Origin of the sequence: Rhizobium sp. BR 314 (genome assembly GCF_047445805.1) — a bacterium.
Lineage (GTDB): Bacteria > Pseudomonadota > Alphaproteobacteria > Rhizobiales > Rhizobiaceae > Rhizobium > Rhizobium lusitanum_B.
In genome coordinates, this window is record NZ_JARWLA010000013.1 from 55163 (window position 1) to 73630 (window position 18468).

12 protein-coding genes are annotated in these 18468 nt (G+C 57.0%); 8 read left to right on the forward strand and 4 right to left on the reverse strand.

The features are described 5' to 3' along the window. Positions 1 to 222 precede the first annotated feature (222 nt). Together QD461_RS17740 and QD461_RS17745 are read left to right on the forward strand one after the other, a co-directional pair. On the forward strand, positions 223 to 1131 hold the full coding sequence (locus QD461_RS17740) for a LysR family transcriptional regulator (protein WP_414088924.1): 909 nt from the start codon (positions 223 to 225) through the stop codon (positions 1129 to 1131). 436 nt (positions 1132 to 1567) lie between these two features. Beyond that, a complete protein-coding gene (locus QD461_RS17745) occupies positions 1568 to 2494 on the forward strand; it encodes a FecR domain-containing protein (protein ID WP_414088925.1) in 927 nt (308 codons plus the stop codon). 36 nt (positions 2495 to 2530) lie between these two features. On the opposite strand, the gene QD461_RS17750 is transcribed toward QD461_RS17745, so the two are convergent. Together QD461_RS17750 and QD461_RS17755 are read right to left on the reverse strand one after the other, a co-directional pair. Then, positions 2531 to 4702, reverse strand: coding sequence for a CHASE2 domain-containing protein (locus QD461_RS17750; RefSeq protein ID WP_414088926.1), 2172 nt, complete (start codon positions 4700 to 4702; stop codon positions 2531 to 2533). Between the two features lie 394 nt (positions 4703 to 5096). Beyond that, entirely contained in the window at positions 5097 to 5969 is an 873-nt protein-coding gene (locus tag QD461_RS17755; protein WP_414088927.1) for a transcriptional regulator GcvA, read from the reverse strand. 131 nt (positions 5970 to 6100) lie between these two features. On the opposite strand from QD461_RS17755, the gene QD461_RS17760 reads away from it, so the two are divergent. The 4 genes from QD461_RS17760 to QD461_RS17775 all read left to right on the forward strand — a co-directional run bounded on the left by QD461_RS17760 (position 6101) and on the right by QD461_RS17775 (position 10963). After that, entirely contained in the window at positions 6101 to 6709 is a 609-nt protein-coding gene (locus QD461_RS17760; protein WP_414088928.1) for a LysE family translocator, read from the forward strand. 549 nt (positions 6710 to 7258) lie between these two features. Further along, positions 7259 to 7438, forward strand: a complete 180-nt coding sequence (locus QD461_RS17765; RefSeq protein WP_414088929.1) for a hypothetical protein — start codon at positions 7259 to 7261, stop codon at positions 7436 to 7438. A gap of 107 nt (positions 7439 to 7545) precedes the next feature. Further along, complete coding sequence (locus QD461_RS17770) at positions 7546 to 9189, forward strand: NRAMP family divalent metal transporter (RefSeq protein ID WP_414088930.1); 1644 nt, start codon at positions 7546 to 7548, stop codon at positions 9187 to 9189. Positions 9190 to 9295: 106 nt separating this feature from the next. After that, positions 9296 to 10963 carry a Na/Pi cotransporter family protein gene (locus QD461_RS17775; protein ID WP_414088931.1) on the forward strand — a complete coding sequence of 556 codons (1668 nt, stop codon included), beginning with the start codon at positions 9296 to 9298 and terminating at the stop codon, positions 10961 to 10963. 337 nt (positions 10964 to 11300) lie between these two features. Here the strand turns inward: QD461_RS17775 and QD461_RS17780 are convergent, their stop codons facing one another. Beyond that, positions 11301 to 13175, reverse strand: coding sequence for a potassium transporter Kup (locus tag QD461_RS17780; protein WP_414088932.1), 1875 nt, complete (start codon positions 13173 to 13175; stop codon positions 11301 to 11303). Between the two features lie 307 nt (positions 13176 to 13482). Continuing rightward, positions 13483 to 14457 (reverse strand): dienelactone hydrolase family protein, encoded by a 975-nt coding sequence (locus tag QD461_RS17785; RefSeq protein ID WP_414088933.1) that lies wholly within the window; start codon positions 14455 to 14457, stop codon positions 13483 to 13485. A gap of 1372 nt (positions 14458 to 15829) precedes the next feature. On the opposite strand from QD461_RS17785, the gene QD461_RS17790 reads away from it, so the two are divergent. Both QD461_RS17790 and QD461_RS17795 read left to right on the forward strand, forming a co-directional pair. Further along, positions 15830 to 16873, forward strand: coding sequence for a glycosyltransferase family 8 protein (locus QD461_RS17790; RefSeq protein WP_414088934.1), 1044 nt, complete (start codon positions 15830 to 15832; stop codon positions 16871 to 16873). 90 nt (positions 16874 to 16963) lie between these two features. Then, a complete protein-coding gene (locus tag QD461_RS17795) occupies positions 16964 to 18415 on the forward strand; it encodes an oligosaccharide flippase family protein (protein ID WP_414088935.1) in 1452 nt (483 codons plus the stop codon). Positions 18416 to 18468 lie beyond the last annotated feature (53 nt).

The following is an 18468-nucleotide window of genomic DNA, read 5'->3' on the forward strand; positions in this document are numbered from 1 at the left end:
TAGGAAAACGCTAAAGGCAAAGTTCGCATTTGAAAAATACAATTTTCAAAGCGTCATTATCTGATAAATTGATACCAGCGCATAGAAAAACGCCAAAAACTCTTTCATAAAATCAAATAGATAAGAGAACTGCGCAAGGAAACATCGGGAAGCAACGCGTTTACAATCCATGCATTCAGATTTGGTACCGCTGTTTTCCCGATAAGCAGATGGAGGAATGATATGAGCCTGAGCCTGCGCCAGCTTCGCTACTTCGTCGCGACAGCCGAATACGGACAGATTTCGCATGCGGCCGTCAGCCTCTCGATCTCGCAATCGGCAATCACAGCGGCGATCAAGGACCTTGAGTTGACCGTTGGTGCATCGCTGTTCAATCGCACGCCCCAGGGGATGGAGCTGACAACCGCAGGTCGCCAATTCCTGTCACATGCATACGAAATTCTGGCAAAAGTCGACGAAGCGACGCATCTCGATCTCGTCAGCAGCGATATCGAGGGAGAACTGGTTGTCGCCGCGACCTATACTGTCATCGGCTACTTCCTGCCGATGCATATAGAGCGCATCCGCCGGCTCTATCCGAAACTGAAAATTCAGCTCTACGAAGTCAATCGCGAGGCAATCGAGGAGGGGCTTCTTACCAACCGCTATGATATAGCGGTGTTGCTGACATCGAACATCCTCAATCCAATGCTGACAACAGAGACGCTCCTGAGTTCGATCAGGCGCCTCTGGCTGCCAGCGGGGCACGAGCTTCGACGCCACGATGGCATAGGCCTGCGTGAAATCGCTGAAGAGCCCTATATCATGCTGACGGTAGATGAGGCGGCGCATTCCGCTCTGAGATACTGGAGCCAAAGCCCTCATCAACCAAGGGTGCTATTGCGGACCAGTTCGATCGAAGCGGTCAGGTCCATGGTCGCTAACGGACTTGGCGTCGCCATCCTCTCGGACATGGTGCATCGCCCGTGGTCACTGGAGGGACGACGGATCGAAACCGTGAATATTCAGGATCCGGTTCCGCCAATGGATGTTGGCTTGGCCTGGCGTGCCAACGTCGAGTTTAGCCGTCCGATGCACGCGTTCAGGCGCTACTTTCAGCAGAGTTTCGGCCTGCCGGGTACAAACGCCTAGTCGATACCCACCGCTTGGAAGCCTACGGCCGGATGAGACCAAGCAGAGCCACTACAGGGCGCCGACCCTTCGGTCACGTCCAGATGAAGCCGGTCGACAACGGCCTCTGCAACTTTTGGGGCGATCTAGCTGCGCGGTCGTATGCATGGAAGGTCCCTCGGCTTTGGTCAGTCTGGCCGGGGAGAACGAAGTGTGTGTCACGCGGGGCATAGAATAGCCGAACTAAGGGATCGGCGATAGGTTGCGGTGGGTCGGGCCTGCTTCGCAGGCAGGAGTAACCACCTGCCAAGCTTGGCGATACCAGGTTGAACAGATCAGATCCTCGCACAGTCGCAACGCGGCAACAACCCACCCGTTCCGTTTATACTCAATATGGATGATGCGACATTCAAGAGTATCCTATGGTAAAACATAGGTCATCTTGGAGGGTGGTGGGATGTGGTGTCTACGTAACGCCGCGACCGTTGTGCTGAGCGTCGTTCTGCTCACACCATTGCCTTTGAAAGCTTCCGAGACGGTCGGCCAGGCGGTGTTGATTAAAACAGAGGTCAAGGGCGCGGGCGGCCCGCTTGCGGTCGATGATCCCATCCATCGCGACGAGCAAATTCGCACCTCGCTTTCAGGGCTTGGACAGTTCACATTTCGGGATGGCACAAAATTGGCTGTCGGGGCCGGCTCATCCGTTACGATCGACAAATTCGTCTTCGATGACTCGGGCTCGGTCAAAAAGCTCACCATCAACGCAGCGAAAGGCACGTTTCGCTGGATGAGCGGAAATTCGGATCATTCAGCCTATCAGATCGTGACCCCAGCCGGAACGATCGGCGTGCGTGGAACCGCGTTCGATTTCTATGTCGGCTCCAATGGCATGACGGCGGTCGTTCTCTTGAACGGCGCCGCGCAGTTTTGCGGCGCGGGCGGCTGCAAGCAATTGAAGACGCAATGCGACTGCGTGGTCGCCAAGCGTAACGGCGAGATCACTGATCCGCGCCGCGTCACTCGCGATGTTCTGAAGAAACTCGGCAATCAGAAAGCTCTAGCGTTTCTCTCCGGGGATCAGCAGCTTTCAGGGCGAATGGGATTTGTCAGCGGCGGATGTGGCCTGTCGACGGCAACGAAAGATCCGCCAAATGGGATAGCTCCCCGCAGCGCACCGGCAAGCAATCCCGCTCCGGCACAACCCAATACGCCGAGCATACAGAGCACGCCGGCTGCGCCACAGACCCAGGCCTCAACACCCAATACGCCCAGCGCGCCTAAAGACCATGATCATCATCATGATAGAGACGATCATGACGACGAAGACGACCAAGGCCAGAACAGGAACAATGGTCGTCAGGATGGCGGGCATGACCATCGCTAGCATGAGAGGAGCGTTAGCCGGCGGCTGCAACATCAGCTAGATGCCGGCCGCCTTGTCTTCAGGCTCGTCGACGAAATGTCCGGCCCGGCGCGAAATCTGGCTGTAGAACCCCTGCAATAGTCCCGTCGTTACGGCTTGCGCCTTGAGCCTTGTTGCGCCGATAAGTTTACGGCGGCTCGTCGACCGTGTTCGCAGGGCAGCGACAAGCTCTCTGTGTAGGGTCTGAAGTTCGAGAAAATCAGCGGACTTTTGGAGCTGGCTATCGCCGGCCACGGCGAAGAGCCTGGTTCGCATGCTCTTTCCCTTCAACGTCAGCGCTCCCGCCTCGAGGAGAGCGCAATCGGGCAGCAAGCCCGCCGTCGGTTCGGATACGAGAATGTCGAAATTGATATCCTTGCAGGCGGATTCGATGCGCGCGGCAATATTCACGGCATCGCCGACAGCGGTATAATTGAAGCGCGTCTCCGCACCCATATTGCCGACACATGCAAGCCCTGTATGGATGCCGATCCCAATTGCGACCTGCCGCTCGTCTCCGAAGCCGAAAGCGTCGCTGCTGTTGAGGCGGGCAAGCGTATCCCGCATGCCCAAGGCCGCCCGCACGGCCTTGCCGGCATGGTCTGAGACATCGACGGGTGCATTCCAGAAGGCCATGATCGAGTCGCCGATGAACTTGTCGAGCGTGCCGTCATTAGCGATGACATGGTGACTGAGTGCATCGAGCAGTGTGTTTAAAAATGCGACGACGGCGCTCGGGGTGATCTCTTCGCTGATCTGCGTGAAGTTTCGCACATCGACGAACATGACCGTCAGCTCGCGCTCGTCTCCGCCGAGGCGCAGCGCGTTGCGCGTGTGCTCGATGCGGTGCAGCAGAGATGGCGAGAGATAGTGGCCGAACGCCCGCCGCACGTCGCGCCGCTCCCGATCGGTCACGAGAAAGCGGAAGGCCGTCGCGGCGAAATGCGTGATCGATCCGGAGACGATCGGCGCCAGCGGGTCGAAGAGAAGCCCCCCGTAAAGAAAGGCGATCCAGGACGCCACAAGGGCAAAAAAAGTAATTAGAAGGCCGCAGGCAAGGGCGACGGCAGGATTGACGAACGTGGTGACGATCACCAGGAGGCTGCCCAATACGGCGATCGACAGGATTTCCAATCCGTCTGCCCAATCCGGCCGCGAAAGGAAGCGGCCCGAAAGGATCTGCTCGATGATCTGCGCGTGAATGGAGACACCCGGCACATTCTCGCCGAGGGCGGTCGTGCGCACATCCTGGAGGCCGGAAGCGGACGTTCCGATGAACACGATACTACCTTCGATGGCCGCTCTGATATCGGCGGAAGCATTTTCGGGTACGAGGACCTTGCTTACCGAAATATATCGTTTCGTGGTGTCCGGGCTAACATAGAGCCAGAGCTCTCCTGATGCCGTGACTGGCGCCACGAAATTCCCGATTTTGGCCCGGGTCAACGTATTCGGCGTGCCGGGCGCTGTATCGAGTACGTAAGTGGAGGCTCCCTGTGCGACGCGCAACGCTTCAAGCGCGAGACTGGGGTAAAGCTGCTTGCCGTCACTGAGAAAAAGCGGAACCTCGCGCACCACCGCAGATGACGCCCCTGGATTGAGGCTGATATGGCCAAGCCCTGCGGCATTGGCTTCCAATTGCGGCTGTAGCGGCGTCGCGGCCTTGATTACAGGGGGCGCACCGAAGGGACTTTCGCCGGTATAGGCAAAGCCCGCCTTGGCCGGCGGCAGATAATGTCCCTCGTTGGAGAGGCCAAAGCCCAGCACCACCGGCCTGCCTAAGAGCGATTGGGAAAAAATCTCATCATTATCCGGCAGCTTGCTGAGCAGCGAGCGATCGATGCCGGTGACATCCCGAACGACATTGCGTGGTGACAGGCGATCGGGCTCGGCGAAGAGGACGTCGAACGCGATAGCGGCAGCGCCCATATCGGAAAGTCTGTCCACAAGCGCGGCAATCCGGTTTCTCGGCCAGGGCCATTGACCGAACTCGCGCAGCGACGCTTCGTCTATGTCGATGACCCGGACGGGCTGGCTCTCGAAAGTCCGGGGCACGAGGCGCTGATACTGGTCGAATGTCAAATCGCGGGCGAGTCTCAGCAATTCGGGATCGCTTGCCCGAAGAATTGCCAGCGCTGTGACGATGGCCAAGCCGATAACGACGCCAATTTGCTGCGCACGCGTCACCATTTCGGTATCTGCCCCTCTGCTTCGCACCCCGACCATAAGTAGAAGTTCACAGAAACATAAACGCCCACCGGCCCGCTGCTGCACCGGGGAAGAATATGCTGCCTTGTTCTTAATGGCGATGCAATAATCAAAGTATCGATGTAATGCGAAACGGAATACGTGCACGGCCATATTCAAGCGATTCTTATGCGGGCCGCTTGCGGTACTTTAAGCGGCATCGTAAACTTAACAGTCGGGAGCTGCGTGCTGCGGCGATGAGCCTATGGACGCAAATCGCTCGGGCGTGAATCCCGAAAGCCTCAGCAGACCGCTATTCCTTCCGACTGTTAAGTTTACGATGCCATTCATCAACATCGCAATTAATGTTATGACGCCCGCGCTTGATTGCGGATCGCTATGCCTCGGCCAAAAGCCAGGTTCGGAAGGCCACGACATCAGGTCGTTCTAAAGCGAGGCGCGGGTAAACGAGCCAGTAGCTGTAATCGTTGGGAAGAGCGATCTCAAACGGACGGACCAAACGCCCTTTTGCCAACCAGTCGGCAGCAAGTACTAGCCGGCCAAGGGCAACGCCCTCACCATTGACGGCAGCTTGGAGCATCAAACCTGCGTCGTTGAACGTAAGGCCGGCCCCGGCATCTACTCCAGTCACGCCGGCGTGCTCCAGCCATCGGGACCAACCGTCCTTAGGCGTATCATGTAGGAGACGCGCATGGCGCAAATCGGATGGTTCGCGGAGCGGCGGAGATCCCGTTACCATCGCGGGGCTACAAACAGGACTTAACGTCTCGCGCGCTATCAACTCGCTCCGAAGTCCGTGCCACCGGCCAAGCCCTGAACGAATACCAATATCAAAGCTGTCATCCATAAAATTCCACAGATCCGCTGAGCTCGTCAGCCTCAGATCGATTTCAGGATACCGGGATCGAAACCTTCCGAGACGCGGTACGAGCCAGCAGGACGCAAATGACGGCAAGACGGTAATTCGCAATGGCCCATCTTCATGCTCGCGCAACCGCATTGTCGCCGCTGACATGCGATCAAGAGCGTCTGTCAACTCCGGCAAGTATGCGGCGCCCTTGGTAGTAAGCTGCAAGGTGTGACCTCGACGCTCGAACAGGCGCACGCCCAGCCACTCTTCAAGCTGGCGAACCTGATGACTGATCGCGGCCTGTGTTACGCAGAGTTCGGCCGCAGCCCCTGTGAAACTCATATGTCGTGCCCCGGCCTCAAAGGCGCGAAGGGCTCCGAGGGGCGGCAAGCGGCGCACGTTCGATTACCTCTGTTTATCGAGACCATGAAATTAGATCGTTTTGCGCCTCGGCAAAAGCCATGTTCAATAATGGTATCGAAAAATCAATGTTGCGCTGCTTGCGCAGATTGAGGTGTTGGAGGTTGGGCATGATTACTCTAGAAATTTGGCTTCTGTTTCTGGGGTATACAGTGCCCATGGTCATCAGCCCTGGCCCTGGGAACACCCTCCTCGCCACCTCCGGCGGACGATCTGGACTCTGGGGCTCAATACCCTTCTGGATCGGTTTTGAAAGCGGTAATTTTTTGTTGTGCCTGATCTACGGCTTCGGGCTCGGCCGCGCCCTGCACGGACATCCAGAATTCGATCAAGTTTTGAAGTGGGCAGGGATTGTCTACCTGCTCTATCTCGCTTGGGGCTTTTTCCAGGCTTCATCGAAGCCGAATTGCACCGCCAGTGTCTCAGCGGCAGAGTTGAGCTGCGGCGCTGGATTTCTATCAGTCATCCTGAACCCCAAGATTCATTCGATGATCTTGGTCATGTTTTCGCAGTTTCATGATCCGTCAAGTTCGTCACCTAGCCAAGTTGGACAGCTTACCGTCGCGTTCCTGATCGTCTGCATCACCTGTCATTTCTCTTGGATTTACGGGGGGAAGATCATCCTGGGCGGCTTTCAATCCGCTCGGGCGGTGCGGGTTCAAGGATTGGCGTTCGGAGCCTGCATGATCGCCGTTGCAGCCCATGTGGCACTATCGTAGGCGAAAAGGCTCTGATGGGGTGGACGCCCCCCGACGGCATCTGTGTGCCAGAATGGAGACGTTAAGCGCGGTCTTGAAGGTATGGTGCCGATATCTACGAACACCACGCCCAAGGCGCCAATACTCGCCACGAACAAAGGGGGTGAGTGCGCGCTCGAACGACGGATCCGGCGTCCCATGCTCCCGAATCTCGCAGGTTAGACATCTACGGGTGTACTCTAGTCCTTCTAGTGGCTAGAGCCGCAAGCTATACCAAGGTATCGGTTGTAGGTTCCATTTAGAGGAGTATACCGAACTATATTCAGGGTCGTCGCATCCTGGAGCGTCCGGCTTGCCGGACGGGTAACGTCACAGAGGACCACATGAACCCGCGATCTAGTAGCCAGCACACGGAATGCGACAGTCGACGCTCGTCGAACGTCCTTGCCGCCGTGCTGACCCAACGCCCGGGTAGACCATATGACCGTGAGGGCCTTCGCCACCGGCGTTGACCCGCGGCACTGGCCTCCCGGGTTCGAATAACTGTCGAACCAGGAGGAGGTCAGTATCATGACCGCCATCTTCAATCTTGCCGCCATGACGGGCGGCTCGATGATCCCATACTCCCACCGTCGCGTCGAAGGGCAGCCGTCGGCATCCACGCACCCTATCAGCATGCTGATCGCGTTCTGTCTGCGACCGTTTACCCGTCAAAAGCCGCCAGCTACCTCGTCCGACTCATCGGGTTGAACCGCGCGGCCGGTTTCTGACTGACATGCCCGTTTAGGCCGTCCCGCAGGCGGCTTCCCCCAGGTAATCGATGAAGACGTTGCGATCCGTCGCACGGGAGCAAGACTATGGATAATTTGAACACAAATGGTGCAGCATCGGCTGTCCTCGACACGGCGCATGTCGGCGACATCCGCGGCGCGCTCGGCACGATCAACCACGGAGACGTCGCCGCCCGCACCACATGGCGGGCACGTTTTATGACGCTCCTGGCCATTATCGGACCCGGCCTCATCGTCATGGTCGGCGACAATGACGCAGGCGCCTTTGCCACCTATACCCAGGCCGGACAAAACTACGGCACGTCGCTCCTCTGGACGCTCCTGCTGCTCGTGCCGGTGCTCTATGTCAATCAGGAGATGGTGCTGCGTCTGGGCGCAGTTACCGGCGTCGGCCATGCGCGCCTCATTCTCGAGCGTTTCGGCAAGTTCTGGGGCGCGTTCAGCGTCGTCGATCTGTTCATCCTCAACGGGCTGACCATCGTCACCGAATTCATCGGCATCAGTCTGGCGCTCGACTACCTTGGTGTCTCGAAGATCGCCGGCGTCGCCATCGCCGCGGCTCTGACCATGATTGCCGCCAGCACGGGTAGCTTCCGTCGCTTCGAACGCTTCGCGCTGATGCTGTGCCTCGGCAGCCTTTTGCTGGTGCCGATCGTGATGGCCGTACATGTTCCGGCACATCAGATCATTCGCGATCTGACCATCCCTAATCTGCCTGGTGGCAAGCTGTCCGACATCCTGCTGCTCATTATCGGCATTGTCGGTACGACCGTGGCTCCCTGGCAGCTGTTTTTCCAGCAGAGCTATGTGATTGACAAGCGCATCACGCCGCGTTTCATCGGCTATGAAAAGGCGGATCTGTGGCTCGGCATCGTCATGGTCATGATCGGCGCTGTAGCAATGATCGTTTTTTGCGCAGCCACCTTTCAGGGACAGCCTGAATTCGGCAACTTCACCGACGCCGGTGGCATTGCCGCAGGGCTCGACAAATATGTAAGCCCGACGATGGGGGTATTGTTTGCCATTGCGCTCATCGATGCCGCAATCATCGGCGCCGCGGCCGTGTCGCTTGCAACCGCCTATGCGATCGGAGACGTTCTGTCCCTCAATCATTCACTGCACCGCAAGGCCAGCGAAGCCAAGGGGTTCTATTTCGTCTACTGCGGGCTGATTGCCGCCGCAGCCGCGCTCGTGCTCATTCCGGGTTCGCCGCTCGGCCTGATCACGCTTGCCGTGCAGACCCTAGCCGGTGTGCTGCTGCCCAGCGCGACTGTGTTCTTGCTACTGCTGTGCAATGACAGGGCGGTTCTCGGCCCCTGGGTCAATGGCAAGGCCATGAACCTGTTCACCGGCGCAGTCATCGCCGTGCTGGTGATGCTGTCCATCATTCTCACGGCTTCCGTTCTCTACCCGGAGATTACCGGCGCGCTGATAGTCTGGATCCTTGCCGCTGGTACATTGATCGGCCTCTTGGGACTTATTGTCGCCGGTGTGCTGAAAAGCCGATCCGTCGACCGCGGCGAAATTCGGCAACTCGTCAAAGATCGGTCGCTGCGGCCCACCTGGCGTATGCCGCCGCTTTCCGCTCTGGAGCCCATCCAGTTCTCGCTCTCCCGGCGGGTATGGATGATCGTGCTGCGCGGCTATCTTGTCGTCGCGGTTGGCATGGTGCTCGTGCGTGTGGTCCAGCTGGCGCTCAGCCAAGGCTGAACCCACTCATGGCGATAATGCCAGGCCACGCAACCAATGACGTCCGGCGGGCCTACCGCCGGCGTCGTGCTTCCGAACGCTCCCACTTTTCAATCGGATATGTGCAATGACCGGCAGCCTCGTCATCCTGGAACTCATGGGACATGTTGCGCTCCTCCTCTGGGGCATGCGCATGGTGCAGAGCGGCATAGAACGGGCTTTCGGTTCGGATATGAGGCGCGTGCTTGGCCGCGCCCTGCGCAATCGTCTGGCCGCTGTCGCCGCGGGCGCCGGGGTCACCATGCTGCTTCAAAGCAGCACCGCGACCGTTATGATGGTCACGTCCTTCGCCGCCCGTGGCGCATTCGCTCTCGTTCCCGCTTTGGCGGTTATGCTGGGCGCCAATGTCGGGACGGCGCTAATCGTCAAGGCGCTCTCCTTTGACGTTTCCTTCGCTTCGCCACTGCTGCTGCTGGCCGGTTATATCGCGTTCAAGCGCGGCCCCAAGGGACGCGCTCGGCATATGGGACGGGTTGGCATCGGCCTTGGGCTGATGCTGCTCGCTCTCCATGGCCTGGTGCAGACAATCCAGCCGGTGAGCACGGCTCCGGTGCTGCGCAGCATCCTCGACGCCATCACCGGTGACCCGGTCCTCGACGTTCTGCTGGCGGCGGCGCTGACATTCGCCGCTCATTCCAGCGTTGCCGTGATGTTGCTGCTGGTAGGGCTGGCGGCCGGCGACGTCGTATCGCCGACGACAGGCCTTGCATTGGTACTTGGCGCAAATCTTGGCGGAGCGCTGCCGCCTGTATTCGAGACCAGCGGTGCCAATCCCGCCAACCGCCGCGTTCCGGTCGGCAATCTCCTGTTTCGTGCGATCGGCTGCATCGTCGCGCTGCCGTTCCTGCATCCATTGGCAGATCTCCTGCAAAGAGAGGGCGCCGATCTGGCATCGGTGCTCACGAATTTCCACGTCGTGTTCAATGTCGTTCTGGCGGTCGTCTGCCTCGCTCTGCTGGGGCCGGCGCAGTCCTTGCTGATCAAGTTTTACCCCGAAAAGATCAAGTCGGAGGGAGATGCTGCGCGTGCGTTCTTTCTCGACAAGTCGGCGCTGGAAACCCCCTATCTGGCTCTTGCCAACGCCGCGCGTGAAATTCTGCGCATGGGCGATCTGGTCGAAGCGCTCCTGCGTCTGGTTCCTGCAGATCTTTCCCGGCCCGACAAGCAGGCGATCGCACAGGCGGTTCGGTTGGGGCAGGAGCTGGATATGTTGCACGGCGCCGTCAAGGCCTATCTGGCGCGCCTCGAGCCATCGGAGCTTACCGATCGCGATGCCAGCCGCCTGTCCGATGTCATCGAATTCGCCGTCAATCTCGGGCATGCCGGCGATATCCTCGAACGCTGCCTCGAGCAGGTCTCACGCCGCGCCCAGGGGCCGATCAATCCGGCCGACCAGGCAGCCTTGCAAACAATTCAAGCCGAGGTCGGAGCCGACCTTCGCCTGGCGCTGTCGACATTGGCGACGGAAGACCCTCGCTCGGCCCAGGAGCTGGTGGATGCGAAGCGGCACCTCAACGAAGCGGAGCGGGCAGCTGCAAGGGACCATCTCACACGCCTTGGCGGCGCCAATTCCTCAGTCTTGCTCGGCTCGAGCAGCCTGTTTCTGGCAACGTTGCGCGACCTCAAGCTGGTGAACTCCCATTTCGCGAGCATCGGCTATGCCGTTCTCGGTCCCGAGGACGGCGGCGCCAGTCGCGCCGTACAGAACGATACCGACAAAGTAGCCTCGGTCTAACATCAGCAACGGTCATGGATTGGTATGTGGACGAATAGACTACTAGGGCGATTTCGTCCGGGCTTTGGCATCGGATTTGCCCGGCGCATCATCTTGCCGCGAGATCGGACTTTAGGCGCTGCGACAATTCACGAAAATTAGGCCGGGTGGCCATTTCGATTTCGTTCAAATGCCCGCCTGTCGAGTTTCACAACATTCTGACCCATATTTTCAATTGTCGGTGATCCTTTCAGTCGCGGTCAAACCATTGAAGGATTGGAGGTATCAACATCGAGGTCGGGGCGCGGCGAAGTAAAAAACTAGATGAAATCGCGACGCAAATGAATAGGTTCTCACTTTACACGGCAACCTCGTGGCCGAGATCGAGAAGCTGGCCCACCGGGATCTGGAAAAAGTCGGTCATATGGGCGCCGTTGCGCATCATCGCCGCGAACGCCGCATACTGCCAATATGGCAATCCATGCCCATCCTCGCGCCGAACGATCTTCTGCGTCCCGATGAAATAACTGACGTTCCTAGGATCGATTGGGCACTGCTCGCTCGCGATCTGCTGGACGAGCGCCGGGATATCAGGCCGCTCCATGAAGCCGTAGCGAGTAATAGCACGCCAGAAGCCCGGTGCTTCCTGCATGAATGTGACACGATCCGCCGCCGATACCCATGGGGTGGATGCAGTTTGCAACGTGATGGTCAGCACATTGTCGTGCAGCGAATGACTATGGTCGACGTACCATTGGATCAGCGACGGCGTATTCTGCGACGACCGCGTCAAAAAGACTGCCGTGCCAAGGACACGAGTAACCCGCCGTTTAGACAGACCTGCGATGAAGTCAGCCACCGATATGGGATTTTGATCCATGCTCGCCGTCATCGCCAACACGCCGCGATGCCAGATGTACATGATGGCATAAACGATGGCAGCGAGTACGAGCGGCACATAGCCGCCCTCCAGCAACTTGGACAGATTGGACACGAAGAAGGCGGTATCGACGAGCAGAAACAATCCGGCCACCAGACCGCTGGCAAGCAGACCCCAACGCCATATCTCCCGCATCGCCATAAAGAGCAGCGTCGACGTCATCAGCATCGTCGCCGAGACCGCAATACCATAGGCCGCCGCCAGATTGTCGGACTTTCTGAAGCCTAGCGCGAGACCGATAGTGACGATCATCAGCAGCCAGTTGACAGCTCCGACATAAATTTGCCCATAGCCCTCTGCTGAAGTTTGCATGACCTTCAGCCTTGGCATCCAGCCGAGAGCGATGGCTTGCCGCGTCATGGAGAAGGCGCCGGTGATGATCGACTGACTGGCTATGATCGTTGCGACTGTCGACAACAGGATTAAAGGCAGCGTAAGGCCAGATGGGGAAAGGCGATAAAAAATGTTGCCATCGGTCGGGGCGCCGGCGAGGACGATGGCGGATTGACCTGCATAGTTCAGGACGAGACTCGGAAACACGATAAGCGACCAGGACAATTTAATCGGCCCGGCACCGAAATGTCCCATATCTGCATAAAGCGCCTCCGCGCCCGTGACGCAGAGGAAGACGCCGCCGAGTACCAGAAAGCCAATGCCGCCATGGTGGAAGAGATAGGATATGCCATCGAGCGGGTTCAAAGCCCATAGCACTGCGGGGTGCTGCGCGATGCCCCGTAAGCCCATCAACGCCATCACCAAGAACCAGACGCTCATGATCGGCCCGAAGGCGCGTCCGATTCTTGCTGTGCCGAAGGGCTGGATAAGGAAAAGCCCCAGCAGGATTGCCACTGCCAGCGGCAGTACGTAGGTCTGCAGCGACGGCGCAACGATATTGAGGCCTTCAAGCGCCGAAAGCACGGAGATGGCCGGGGTAATGGCACCATCGCCATAGATTAGCGCCGCGCCAAACAATCCAAAGCCGATGACAAGGGGCCTCACGTGGCGCTTGATGCCAAGCAGCGCCATCAGCGCAAGAATACCGCCCTCACCGTCATTGTTGATGCGCATGGCAAACCCCGCATATTTAACGGAGGTGACCACGATCAGGGTCCACACGATAAGCGACAATACCCCGGATATCGCCGACGGATCGCTCGTTCCGGTCATGTCCAGCACCGTCTTGAACGTATAGAGCGGACTAGTACCGATATCCCCGAAAACCACGCCAAGGGCGCCAATACTTGTGATAAACAACGGAGATGAGTGCCTGGTCGAACGACGAATTTCCGGCATACATGCTCCCGAGTCTCATAGGTTGGGCGTTCACGGGCGCACTCTATCCCCTCTAGGGCCCGGAACGGCAAGCTATACCAAAGTATCGATTAGGTCGTGCTGACAAAGTTCAAGCAGGGATTTGCAGCCCTTGCTGATCGAGATATGCTCGGTCGGTGACAACTGTGCTTTGCCCAGTTTATCCTTTTAGAAGCGCAGGTTTTGCTCCGTTGGGCGATGCGGTCGTCAGCGTCGCGCCGCTGGATCGCGTCGTCGCGGTTTATACTTCAGCTGATCTATTTTGGCCGTTTTGCCGGTTGAAGCATTTTCAGGGCTTAAGCCGGAGGACTTCCGTCAAGAAGGTTCGGACGTAGGCATGAGCCTCGCTGCTTGCGGCCTCGTTGTAGGCGATCACGGGGTCCTTCTCGACACAAGCGTCGCCATAGCTGAAGGGCTTTTGCGTGTCGCGATTGATGATCTGATGGTCATCGGCCTCGGCAAGATGGCAATTGCGCGTCGTCGGTGCACCTTTCAGCGTAACTGGCGTCCGGAAAGCCGGGGCGTCGAAGAAGTGCGAGGCGTCGGGATACTCGACCAGTTTCACGTTCTTCTGCGCGCTCGTCAGGCGCTCCACATAGCTGCGGCAAGCGGCAACGGGATTGAAGTTGTCTGATGTGCCGTGGAGGATGCGGATGGGGCGGTCGACCACATCGGTGTCGTCCAGATAGCTGGTCGTGCAATCGGGATAGAAGGCGATATGCGCCGCAAAACGCAGGTTGTTGGCGGGGCCAAGCGTCCGGTAGAGGCGGTTCATAGCCGAATACAATGCTGACTGGGCGCCCCGCGAGAAGCCAATAACAACAATGCGGCTCGCATCGATACGGGGATGCTTGGCCAACAGGTCAAGCGCCCGATAGGCATCGGCGGCCATATTGAGGCGCCCAAGCTGGGTTTGGTCGTTGGATGTCGAAACAATTCCCCGACCTGAGAAGCTGTCGACGGTAAATGTCGCTATGCCGAGTTGGTTGAGTTCCTTCGACCACTCGTCGATTGGGCTCCCCGAGCCGCCGATGCCACCGGAGGAATGGAGCAGAATAGCGGCTGGCAGCTTGTTCGTGCCGCCTTGAGGGATGCGTAGCTCACCGGCAATCGTGATCGATTGGCTGTCCTTTTTCCCGGCCAGCAAATCCACATCGCTAATGGTCACCGAAGAAATCGGAAGAACTTCCAAGCGCGCCACTTGAGCGATGGCCGACCCGGCGAGCGCTACAAAAATTGCACCTGCTACCAATCGCTTGATCATGTCCGACTTGCCCGCGTTCACGCAGAACATGAGCATTGCATATGACGATATTGGAGTCAAAAACATCTGCGTGCTTTTTCGAGCGAGCTTAATTCTGGCTATCTAAGCGTAAGAACCGCAGGGGGATCGGTCACACCAACGACCCACGGATGGTTCATCGGTCCTTTCGATCGCCAACTTTCCTGATTCCATGCGCGTGGACGATTGTGCCCATGTCGATCAAGCATAAGGTAACCCAATAAACAAACAGGTCCGTTATCTTTAAATGCGACGAACCACGGTTCGCTCAGACGTTGCTTCCACTCCTCAGTAGAACGAACGCCCAATCACCATAAGTGCTCGTATAGGATAGAGTCTCAGAATATCACATCTCCGGACGAATGCGCCGAAACGTATCCACGCTGCATGAATAGCCCGAGTTTCGTAGAAACCTCGGGTTGATTTTCTCCTGCATCTCAAACTCGACGGGAGGCAACATCCCATTCCTGACCTACTAGCCTTCTGGGTTATAGAACATCTCGATGTAACCGAACACGGCGCGCCGCGTCGCGAGAGCGGCAGACTTCCGGCGTACCCCCTCTCGCTATAGACGGTTGCAAAGCTCTTAGCCACCGTGTTGTCACGGCAGTTGCCTCGACGGCTCATCGAGTGAATCAGATTGTGGCGCCTGAGGAACGAAGCTCAATTCATGTTGGTGAACTGGACGATCCCGACATTGAAACAGCAGAGACTGGCTGCGTCGCAAAGAAGGCAACACAATGGCATTGTCGTTATACCAAAGTATCGGTTGTCGATGCTCATTGACGGCATATATCAACCAGCATCTCGGGTGTTCGTATCAAGGATGTCCCGGTTGGCCGGACATTGAATATTCTATGGAGACCGCATGAGCACACGATCTAACCGCCGTGATGGATTGGTCAGTCCATGCCGATCTCTCGAGATCATGACAAGCATCGATAACTGCAACCACACTATTTTCACGTTATATGTCTAGGCGTAATGCGTAGGCATTTAGAAAGTGATTGTACAAGGTATGCATACGGCGGCGACCGGCACTGTTGATCCGAACGCCAGATCAGCCTGGTAGCAATCGGCCGTATACAAACTTCGCATTCGGACTGAAACCTCGTGACGCTCCTTGGTTGGGGCAGTCGCTGATCGAACTCATGAGCCCAATTTGGCGCAGTTTTCTCGGTTTGAGCTGCGTGCGCCAAAGAGCCTGGACCGTTGTGGACTTTCACAAACGCTTCTTGATGGTGTCTCCATCGGCCGAGAACGGGACAGGCAAATCTGGCCGCATATTCAATGCGTTTTGACTTTTCATGCGCTGTTGATTTGAAGCACGGCTTTGACTGACAAGGAGAGGATAGTGAAAGAGCCTATACCCGATACCTCCCTCGCGCTTGCACACGCAGAGCCGTTTCACGCGCTTGAGAGGGCATCTCAGAATCAAGTTGGAGTCGCACCGCAGTCGGAAACGAAGACTGTAGGCGCGCGCGCGCGGATAGAGCAAGAAGTAGTCAATATCGCCTTTGGCTTGGATCTCGCATATCTACCACACGCAGCTGTCGTTGTTACTTCGATAACTGCCAACGCCCCAGGGGCCCGGTTTCACTTTCTCATCCTCCATGACGGCATAGCCGCCGAGGATCGCACCAAGTTCGAATTCTGTGGATCCGGTCATAGTTTTCTCTGGCTAGAGATTAACGATCCAGCGGTGCTCACAATGTCGGGAAAAAGACACATCAGTCGTGCCACATACTTTCGCCTCATGATAGGCGAACTCGCACCTTCCCACATACAGCGAGTTATCTATCTCGACGCGGATTTGGTTGTGAAGGGCGATATCCGAGAATTGTATGCCGTAAATCTTGACGGCCGTTCTGTTGGCGCGGTCAGCGACGTTGGCATGGACTATCAGCTCTTCGCAAGACGGTTTGGCCTGCCTTTTCAGCACCTTGGCTACTTCAATTCGGGCGTTCTTGTCCTTGATCTCAATAACATCCGCCGCGACGGCGACTTTCAACGGGCTCTCGACCTTTTGCAGGACCGCCCTGAGGACTTAGAATATGCCGACCAATGCGCGCTGAATGTCGTCTTTTGGCAACGCTGGGCACAACTCGATGTCCTCTGGAACGTACAGCGGCGGACGCTGATGCCGCACGAGGGAAAGCCTTGCTTTGCTACAGCAGGTGAAATGAAGACAGGCAGGCGACCCAAGATTGTTCATTTCACCGAATATAATAAGCCGTGGTCGCTGGATGGCTGGCATCCACTGATCTGGCTCTACTACGACTACCTTAGAAGAACCCCGTACAATGCAAGCGTGCGAGAAATGGCCAGGGTTTCATTTGCCAAAGACGTGAAACGGCAGATCAAGACGCTATTTAACTGGTGGCGACTTCAACCTTAATAGGGATAGCAGCTCTGCAAACTTGTATTTGTCTTTCATTATGGCACGTGCATGCGCCACGTTTCCCAAAACACGGATCGGAAAAGCGCCATGCCCGATAGCTCGATCGCTCCTGCGCTTAAAAATGCGTTTGTTTGGAACGCGATCAATGCGATATTCTCGCAAGTTGCCGGCTTCGTTATCTTTCTTGTTCTGGCGCACATGCTCAACCCTACAATTTTCGGCGCGGTTGCCTTGTCCGCAGTCGTTGCCGATTTTGTTGCAGTAGATGGACGCTATGCCGGAATGGACGCGATACTGCAAAGGGGCACATTTGACAAGAATAGCCTCAATGCCGCGTTCCTTGCCCTCTCACTGATCGCAGCCCCTATCGCCATCATTCTTTTGGTCGCCGGCCCGATTGTAGCGGAATTGGAGAATGTGCCTCTTATCGGTTATTATATGCCGATCTTTGGTATACTTCTTCTCGCTACTCCCTGGCTTTCAGTGATGGACGCCATCATCATGCGGGACCTAGGCTTCAAGACATTTGCCAAGCGAAACATGCTGTCCACTATCATTGGCGGTATTGCAGGCATAGGGGTGGCATTTTCTCCCCTAGCAATTTGGGCATTGCCGGTCCAACGGGTAACATCCACACTTTTTGTATTGATCTTTGAGTTTTTGCACACGCAATGGGTGCCGGGCCTGAAAGCAGACGCTGAAGCGAGACGTGACCTATTTCGGCGGCTTGTTCCCTTGTGGTTGATAGCTGCGATAAACTTATCGATGCAACGAGCCACTGTGCTGGTTTTTGGAATTCGGTTTGACAGTGCTACCGTCGGCTTGTTTCGCGCGGCCGATCGAATTAGCGAATCTGTGCAGAACCCGATCATTAGCCCTCTATTTGCGCTATGGTTTCCACTAATGAGCAAGGTGCGTGGCAACGGCCACGCCGAAGCAGGCGTCTTCACAGCAATTATTAGGACATCCGCCTTCGTTGCATTGCCAGCCTTTGCGGGCATGATTGTCGTGGCTGATGATGTGACAAACGCGTTATTACCACAGGCATACCAAGGGGTCGCCCCGATACTGCGAGCTGTTTCGATAGCATCGCTCATGATACCAGTTTCCTGGTTCAACCCGATAGCGATGAATGCACTTGGCATGAACAAGCGATCGCTTCAATATTCGGCCGTAGCTGCTGCAACGTGTATCGGTGCGCTCGTCGCAATTCCGACGAACTCGCCGCAACTGGCCGTCCTGATCATGGCGGCACCTGCACTGTTTTACGGCCTTTACGGAAACCTTGTTCTACTGCGAAGGCTCCGAATAACGCCGCTCGCCCACTATTTGGGCCTGCTTCCTGCAGCACTCGCGGCAGCGGCAATGGCCGTCGGCATCGGCTATGTGCGCTCGGCCTTTCTTGGCGAATTCGGTGCTCTCGGGCGTCTCGCGATTTTGGTCGCTTTAGGCATAGTAATATATTTCGGGTTGCTAGCATCCTTTTGCCGGCAGTGGATGGTAGAGCGTGTCCATTTGCTTATGGGGCGCCGCGCATGACTACAATTCAGGATGTCGAGCTTCGCGAGAATTTGCCCCCTGATTATGGTTTT